Raw genomic sequence first — 3951 nt, forward strand, 5'->3', positions numbered from 1 at the left:
CCCCCCCCCCCCCCCCCCCCCCCCCCCCCCCCCCCCCCCCCCCCCCCCCCCGCCCGGTTCTCGCGGGGCCCCGCCTCAGGGACGGAAGCGGATCACCTGGGGGTCGTGGTCGCTCACCTGGTCGGCGAACTCCGCGTTGACGTGCACGATGTCGTAGTCGAAGCGGCGGATGCCCGGGGAGACCAGGGTCTGGTCCAGCACCTGGGCGTTGCCGTCGTAGACGTAGGTGTAGCGCTCCTCCTCGGGCAGCGAGAGCACCGCGCTGCGCAGCGCGCCGCCCGCGGTCAGCTCGCGGGTGGTGGCGGAGAACTCGAAGTCGTTGATGTCGCCGAGGACGACGACGTCCGCCTTCCGCTGCACCGTCAGCACCTGCCGCACGAAGTGGTTGACCACCCTGGCCTGCGCGGTGCGCTGGACCTCGGAGGAGCGCTCGGGCGGCTGGACGGCCGCGTGCAGGGACTGGTCGCCGCCTTTGGAGGCGAAGTGGTTGGCGACCACGATGACGGTGCGGCCGCGGAAGCGGAACTCGCCGGCCAGCGGTTTGCGGCTGTCCTCCCAGGCCGTGTCGTTCGGCGCGACGCGGGCGGGGGAGTGGGTGAGCACGGCCCGGCCGCGCTCGCGCTCCACGCCGACCGCGGTGGTGGCGTCGCCGCCGGGGCGGTCCACGAAGGAGACCCGCCCGGGGTTGAAGAGGAAGACGTTGCGGATGTTGCCGCCGGGCTGGCCGCCGTCGGCGTCGTCGACGGGATCGACGGCACGCCACTCGTAGCGCGGGCCGCCCGCGGCCGCGATGGCGTCGGTGAGCTTCGCGAGCGTGGCGTCGGCGGAGACCACCTCGTCGTTCACCGGGCCGTTGTCGTCCTGGACCTCCTCCAGGGCGAGGATGTCGGGGGAGGCGAGGTTGTCCACCACGCCCCGGGCCAGCCGGTCGAACTTCTCCTGGCTGTTACCCGGGTGGAGGTTCTCCACGTTGTAGGTGGCCACGGCCAGTTCGCCGCTGTGCTGGGCGCGGGTGCGCTCGCGCTCCAGGCCGCGGTCCTCGACCTCGCCCAGTTCGCGGGCGGCCACCAGGTAGCCGCCGTACTGCTCGTAGTCCAGAGGGCCGGTGGTGGCACCGGCCAGCACGTCGCCGGTGTTCGCGGCGGGGAAGGGCTCCTGGGACAGCGGGACGAGCGATTCGACCTTGAGGCGGCCGGGATTCTGCTCGTCGTAGCCGCCGTAGACGGTGCCGCCGCGCACCGAGGGGTTCCGCTCCGGCTCGACGGTCACCCACAGCTCGGCGTACTCGGTGCTGGGACCGGTCACGCGGGCATCGCGGATCTGCACGTCCATGCCCTCCAGGGACTCGTACAGGTCCAGCGCGTAGGTCCCGGGGCGCAGCCTCAGTCCCTCGATGCTCCCGCCCGCGGCCGGGTCGCCCTGGGGCGCGTACGTCTCGGGAACGGAGGCGGAGTCCAGGGTCACCGGGGCGGGCAGCCGGTTGCCGGAGGAGACGACGGTCACCCGAGGGCGGGATATCTGGGTGAGGGTCTGGTTGCCCGAGGAGTCGCCGCCGGGGCGGTACTCGGTGACCGTGCCCGAGACGCTCACCAGATCGCCGGCGGACACCTCGGGGGCGGAGCCGGTGTAGACGAAGAGGCCCTCACTGGTGGCGGGGTCCCCGTCGGGTGCGGTGTCCTGCATCCAGAAGCCGCGCGAGCCGTAGGCGCGCACGCCGGTGACGACGCCGGGGACCTGCGACACCTGCTCGCCGGCCAGCGGGGAGACGCGGGTGGCGCCCTGGATGTCGTGGATGCGGACCGCGTCGGCCGGCTCCGCCGCCGAGGCGGGGACGGCCAGCAGCGTCGAGGTCAGGGCTGCGACGGTGAGTGCGGCGGTACGGGCCGCCTGGGGTCTGCTCAAGGGGTCCCTCCGGGACGGTGCGGTGGGTGCCGGACGCGCCGGGCGTGCCGGGGACGGAGCCGAAGCGCGGCACCGGGATCCGACGACGCCGCCCGTGGTTCGCACGTTCGGTTTCTACGCGCGTAACGTGCCGCTCTGGTCAGGTGCTTGTCAAGCGGCCCCCGGTGTACACGGGCGGAAGGGACGGTGAACCGGACGGTGGGGACGGAGGCCGTCTACGCTGGGGCAGCGATCGCAACGCCCGCCTCATCGAATCGAGGAGCCCCTCCCCCATGACCGGTGACGACCGTCCCACCGTGCCGCCCGTACGGCTGCCCGCCGAAGCCGAACTGGCGCGGGACGCGCTGGCCGCGCCACTGCTGTCCCGTGCCGTCCGGCTCGCCCGCTGGGCCGGGGAGGGGATCCGGGTCGGCGCCGGGGGCGAACTGCCCGACGAGTCGCTGGAGCGGGCCGCCGCCCACCTGGGCCTCGACGGGGAGGACGGGCTCGCGCAGGCCGAGCGGGCATGGGACACGGCCCTGGACACCGGCCTGCTGGAGATCCGTGAAAGCGACGGGGCCGACGGGACCGACGAGGCCGAGGACGGCACGGCGGTCCCCGGCGAGGAGCTCTCCCTGCTCACCGGGGGCGCTCCCGCCGACGTACTGGACATCTGGCGCGACGGTCTGGAGACGGCCCTCGCGGACGCGGCGGCTCCCGCTCTGGAGGACCTGCTCGGCGTACTGGGCGCCGAGGACGGGGACGGCCGGACCGACCCGGACTCGCTCGACCTCGACGCGCTCGACTGGGACCCGGAGGAGGAGGCCGACTTCCTCGACGGCGCCCTGGGCAACCTCTACGTCCTGACCGCCACCGACCCCGCCGTGACGGCCGGTGCGATGGTGCCGCTGCCGGTGCTCGCCGCCTCGATGATCGCCCCGGAGGACATGGAGCACCCCACCGACTCCGTTCTGGAGGACGTCTCGACGGCGATGGTGAGGCTGGACGAGCAGTTCCGGATGCTGGAGCCGACCGGGATCGTCGACTACCGGCCCGTGGACGAGGCTCTGATCGAGGAGGTCGACGGCGACGAGCCCGACGGCCCCGACGGTCTCGTGGGGCTCGGCGACTTCGGAGGCCCGGACGAGGAGGACCTGACCCGCTACGGCATGGTCCGGCTGACCCCGCTCGGCCTCCACGGAGTGCGGCAGCGGCTGGTGGAGGCAGGCGTCCGGGCCCCGGTCGTGGGCGACCTGGCGCGGGAGAGCGCCCGGGACCTGCTGGGCGCCCTGCCCGGCCACGGCGAGGAGGCGGCCCGCCACGAGATCGAGCTGTGGCTGGCCCGGCGCGCCCCCCTGGAGGCAGCCCGCGAACTCCTCGCCGCCGCCCGGGGCGACGACCGGGACGCGCCGCGCCGCCGCCTGGCCTGCCAGCAGGCCCTCTCGATCACCGGCTCGGAGGCCGAGCCCGCCCTGCGCGAGGTCCTCGACGACCGCCACCTGGGCGGACTGGCACGGGTGTGGCTCTCCGAGCGCGGCTTCGCCGACGTGCCCGCGCCGTCGGAGGAGATGGTGTTCTGGCTGACCGTGGACACCCTGGCCGCCCAGCTCGCCACCGAGGAGGGCGGGGGCGACTCGGAGGAGCTGCGCGAGCTGGTGCGCGGCCTGGTCGACCAGCACAGCGGTTTCTTCGAGAAGGCGTGGCGCGTCGACCACCCGGCGACCGGGGAGGTGCTGGAGGCGATGAGCCGTGTGCACCCCGACCGCAAGGCGGCGAAGGACGCCCGCAAGGCGGCGTACAGGGCGCGGTCGCGCGGCTGAGCCGCCCGGTTCGACCCGCGTTCAACCGGCGTTCGCCGGAGGGCGGGATGGTGGTCGGCGTCGTGTTGTCGCGCAGAGCCGACGGGAGAGACGATGCCGACCAACAGCGAAGCCGGCCGCCCGGACCTCAGCAGGCGGTCGGTCGCGGCCGGGGCCGGGATCGTCCTCACCGGCAGCGCGGACGTCCTGGCCGGCGCCTCGGGCGCGTTCGGCGCCCCGGGCCGGGATCACCACGGCGACCGTGGTGATC

2 protein-coding genes are annotated in these 3951 nt (G+C 74.5%); one reads left to right on the plus strand and one right to left on the minus strand.

Annotation, left to right across the window (positions count from 1 at the left end; all coding sequences use genetic code 11):
• Nucleotides 1–75: 75 nt before the first annotated feature.
• Nucleotides 76–1902, minus strand: a complete 1827-nt coding sequence (locus LJ221_RS01025) for an endonuclease/exonuclease/phosphatase family protein (protein ID WP_241712848.1) — start codon at nt 1900–1902, stop codon at nt 76–78.
• A gap of 272 nt (nt 1903–2174) precedes the next feature.
• Between LJ221_RS01025 and LJ221_RS01030 the strand changes: the two genes are divergently transcribed.
• Nucleotides 2175–3701, plus strand: coding sequence for a hypothetical protein (locus LJ221_RS01030; protein WP_241712850.1), 1527 nt, complete (start codon nt 2175–2177; stop codon nt 3699–3701).
• Nucleotides 3702–3951: the final 250 nt, after the last annotated feature.

This window comes from Streptomyces sp. CNQ085, assembly GCF_022614595.1.
Taxonomy (GTDB): Bacteria; Actinomycetota; Actinomycetes; order Streptomycetales; family Streptomycetaceae; genus Streptomyces.